6 protein-coding genes are annotated in these 3,750 nt (G+C 41.8%); all 6 read left to right on the plus strand.

Going from position 1 to position 3,750, the window contains the following annotated elements; all coding sequences use genetic code 11:
• Positions 1-185, plus strand: a 185-nt coding sequence (locus ACI35L_RS01430; RefSeq protein WP_439802089.1) for a hypothetical protein, incomplete at its 5' end; no start/stop codon positions are given.
• Between the two features lie 168 nt (positions 186-353).
• Entirely contained in the window at positions 354-1,496 is a 1,143-nt protein-coding gene (locus ACI35L_RS01435) for an iron-containing alcohol dehydrogenase (RefSeq protein WP_049670459.1), read from the plus strand.
• Between the two features lie 232 nt (positions 1,497-1,728).
• Positions 1,729-1,929 (plus strand): cold-shock protein, encoded by a 201-nt coding sequence (locus ACI35L_RS01440; RefSeq protein WP_049670461.1) that lies wholly within the window; start codon positions 1,729-1,731, stop codon positions 1,927-1,929.
• A gap of 83 nt (positions 1,930-2,012) precedes the next feature.
• Positions 2,013-2,504 (plus strand): GNAT family N-acetyltransferase, encoded by a 492-nt coding sequence (locus tag ACI35L_RS01445; protein ID WP_439802090.1) that lies wholly within the window; start codon positions 2,013-2,015, stop codon positions 2,502-2,504.
• 316 nt (positions 2,505-2,820) lie between these two features.
• Positions 2,821-3,204: a hypothetical protein gene (locus ACI35L_RS01450; protein ID WP_049670463.1), complete on the plus strand. Its 384-nt coding sequence runs from the start codon at positions 2,821-2,823 to the stop codon at positions 3,202-3,204.
• Positions 3,194-3,718 (plus strand): hypothetical protein, encoded by a 525-nt coding sequence (locus ACI35L_RS01455; RefSeq protein ID WP_049670464.1) that lies wholly within the window; start codon positions 3,194-3,196, stop codon positions 3,716-3,718. Before ACI35L_RS01450 ends, ACI35L_RS01455 begins: the two co-directional genes overlap by 11 nt.
• Positions 3,719-3,750: the final 32 nt, after the last annotated feature.

Below are 3,750 nucleotides of genomic sequence, written 5' to 3' on the forward strand. Positions count from 1 at the left end.
AAAAGGATAGATTATTCTTCAAAAAATCGATTGGTTTGTCTATTTCTGTTATTTCAGCATGGAACTGCCTTCTATTTGGAGGAGGATTTCCCGAGTTTCTTGGTTTAAGGGCGATTTCCGATCGTTTAAGGGCGAAAAACTTCCGTTTATGGGCGAAGTCATCCCATTTAAGGGCGAAAGGGTGAAAACATATTTTCAAGGTTGAAAGGCTGCTTTGGACAAAGGAGTTTTTAACACCGGCTTCATCCTTTCCCACCCATTGCCAAATGTACTTACATTTAACCAATGCTTCACCGATTCGTTTAAATTATAATTAAATTGTGAATAATTTAACAAATTGGAGGAGATTTGTGATGATGTATTATTTGCCAAGCAGAAACTTGTTAGGAAGAGGCTGCCTCAATGAATTGGGAGGAGAAATCAAATCCTACGGTTTTAAGAAAGCCTTTGTGGTGACGGATAAAGGATTGAGCAAGAATGGAATCCTGAAAATGGTGACAGATCAGCTTGAGAAGTCAGAGATTGATTATGTTGTCTATGATGAAGTCAGTCCAAATCCGACGACAAGACAGGTACATAATGGTGTGGAAGTATTGCAGGAAGAGGATTGTGATTTCATTCTGTCTGTCGGCGGCGGTTCTCCTCAGGACTGTGCAGCGGCAATTAGCATTATTACAACAAACGGCGGGGATATCCGCGATTATGAAGGCTTACATAAATCCAGCCGTCCTGGCTATCCGACGATTGCGGTTAATACGACAGCCGGTACATCTGCTGAGATTACGATTAACTATGTAATCACTGATGAAGACCGTGGAGTGAAGATGGTTTGTGTGGATAAAAACAGCATTGCCCTGTTGTCTGTCAGCGATCCAGAGTTAATGGTTAATAAACCGGCCGATCTTACAGCTGCGACTGGCATGGACGCTCTTACACATGCCATTGAAACGCTGGTGACTCCAGGAGCTAACCCTGTGACGGATGCGACTGCGCTTGAAGCGGTGCGTATTATCTTCAAGTATCTTCCTGCTGCTGTAAAGAACGGTCATGATTTGGATGCCAGAGAGCAAATGACATATGCATGCTTCTTGGGCGGAATGGCTTTCTCGAATGCCGGACTAGGCTATGTACATGCGATGGCCCATCAGCTTGGCGGGCTTTATGATCTTCCACACGGTGTATGTAACGCTATGCTTCTTCCAATCGTCGAGAAACGTAACGCGAAATATGCACCGAAGAAATTCCGCATGATTGCCGAAGCACTTGGCTTCCCGCAAATAGGTCAGACAGATGAAGAGGCAAGCGATTTCGTGATTGAGAAGATCAGAGAGCTTGCGGCAGAGGTTGGCATTCCAACTTCCTTGAAAGAGCTTGGCGTCGAAAATCCAGATTTGGACACTTTGGCGGAAAACTCCTTGAAGGATGCTTGTGCACCTGGCAACCCTTATATGCCAACTAAAGAAGAAACCATTGAAATGTTTAAGGAAATCCTTTAATCATTTTACTGGGCAATATATTGCCCAGTTTTTTTATGTTCTGGCTGCTTTATTTTCAGATAAGAAAAACAAGAAAACGCTTATAAAACATTTGCGTTTCTCTGAAGAACCTGTTACTATAAAGAAGAATTATTTTTGTTTGTTACGGTTGAAAGTTGAACAATATTTCGTCTTTACGATCGATAAGCAAGGATAGTAATACAATGTGCTATCGCACTAGGAGGCAACAAACATGGAACAAGGTAAAGTTAAATGGTTTAACGCAGAAAAAGGTTTTGGATTTATCGAACGTGAAGGTGGAGACGATGTATTCGTTCACTTCTCAGCGATCCAAGGTGAAGGATTCAAAACTCTTGACGAAGGTCAAGAAGTTACTTTCGAAGTAGAACAAGGTCAACGCGGACCACAAGCTACTAACGTTCAAAAAAACTAATATAAGTTTAACTTATCGGAACAGACCCAATCACTTGGGTCTGTTTTTTTTTTTTTTTTGACTTTACTAATGGAGGAGAGACCATGCAAATAATGCTTGAGAAGTTTCAAGAAGCGGATTTCGATTTGTATTATGCACTTGTATCAGAAGAACGGGTTATGGCCCAGATTACTGAGCGGGCCATTCCTTTAGAAGAGGCTGAGATTAACTTCCATGCATTGCTTAAACGCAATCAACAGGCTGAAAAGACCGGCTCCTATAAAATATATGATCAACAGACGCTGGAGTATATTGGGCTTGGGCATATTACCCCTGATGATGATTTAAGCGGTGAGGCTGAGCTGGGCTATATGATTCTGCCACAGTATTGGGGAAAGGGATATGGATCTGAAATTGCCAGAGTGCTGCTTGTTAAAGCGGGTGAGGCTGGAATGACAAGTTTGAAGGCAATCATCGACCCGGATAATATTCCTTCAAGAAGAATTCTGCAGAAACATGGTTTTATTTCAGAAAAGATTGGTGAAATTGATGGACTGCCGGCGGAAATTCTGCGTAAATCACTAAATGCTGAATAAGCACAAAAAAACCCTGCTGAAGCCAGCAGGGCCATGTAAAATGGTAAGTAAAATGTTATGCAGTTTTAGGTCTCTACGAGTATAGCATATTCCCTCCTAATATGCGACAAAATTTGTGTTTTTCGACATACAGAAAGAGATACTACCTTTCGTATTCTTTAATTAGGGGGACTATATAGATAGAAGGGATGAATGATTGACTGGCATAATAGGGAGAATGATGGGTTTTTTTGGGTATTTGAGAATAACATCGAAAAAACTCGACTTTGCATGTATAATGAATGAGAGATTTCGAAGGTAGGAGGAACGGTTACCAATGCAAATGGCTTTAGTAATATTATTTGCGGCTTCCGCGGTGTTGTTTGTCGCTTCATTTGTTAAGATGAGAAAACAAGCAAAAGACGATCAAAAACAAATTGATACATATTACGCGGTTATGCTGGATGAAACAAATCAATTAAAAGAGCAGATCCGCAAACTTGAAATGGATGAGGAAATTACCGCTCAGGAGGCAGGCGTTATGGGCTTGAATTCTGAAGAACGCCATACAATGCGTAAGATGCTGGACCTTTATAAGAGGGGTTATTCCATTAAGAGCATCGCGGTCCAAACGAAACTGTCCGAGCAGGAAGTAGAAGAGATCCTAGCTCCTTATGAATCTGGAAGGAACAAAGGGAGGAAGCTGGCAAATGACGCATAAAGTAATGAGCAGCTTCGCCTCAGGAATCTTACTTGCCTCATGCATTCTTGGGGGAGTTTATTTCTTCTCATCCGATGATGCGGGAGCAGAAGAGACTTCCGGAAAGAAAGAAACGGCAAAAGCAACAGAGACCGAGACAGTTACCGAGACACCTGTTTTATCTGCAGAGGATATGAAGACTCAGTTGGAGACGGAAGGATATGTGGTCTTGACTGATGAAGAATATTTGAACGAGATTGAAACAGCTGAGGAGAAAGCAAAGGCTGAGGCAGAAAAGGCCGCGGCTGAGAATTCCGAGAAGGTTGTCTATAAAACGGTTATTAATGTTGCAAGCGGCATGACAACGTCCGATGTAGCAGAAGTCCTTGTAGCCGGAAATATCATTAAGGATGCATCCAGCTTCGTTAAGGCTGTTGAAAGCAAGGGTGTTGCGAACAAGCTTCGCCTAGGTGTGTTTAAGGTCGATAGCAAGATGTCTGTTGATAAGATTATTAGTATGATTTTCAAAAGCTAATAGAATAAAAAGAACAGCGCTCAAGGATTTTG

It is taken from the genome of Pradoshia sp., assembly GCF_051873915.1.
Lineage (GTDB): Bacteria > Bacillota > Bacilli > Bacillales > Pradoshiaceae > Pradoshia.

Bases quoted from the DNA above. Each gene is read 5' to 3' on its own strand.
- ACI35L_RS01435 (WP_049670459.1), top strand. From the start codon at position 354: ATGATGTATTATTTGCCAAGCAGAAACTTGTTAGGAAGAGGCTGCCTC.
- ACI35L_RS01440 (WP_049670461.1), top strand. From the start codon at position 1,729: ATGGAACAAGGTAAAGTTAAATGGTTTAACGCAGAAAAAGGTTTTGGA.
- ACI35L_RS01445 (WP_439802090.1), top strand. From the start codon at position 2,013: ATGCAAATAATGCTTGAGAAGTTTCAAGAAGCGGATTTCGATTTGTAT.
- ACI35L_RS01450 (WP_049670463.1), top strand. From the start codon at position 2,821: ATGCAAATGGCTTTAGTAATATTATTTGCGGCTTCCGCGGTGTTGTTT.
- ACI35L_RS01455 (WP_049670464.1), top strand. From the start codon at position 3,194: ATGACGCATAAAGTAATGAGCAGCTTCGCCTCAGGAATCTTACTTGCC.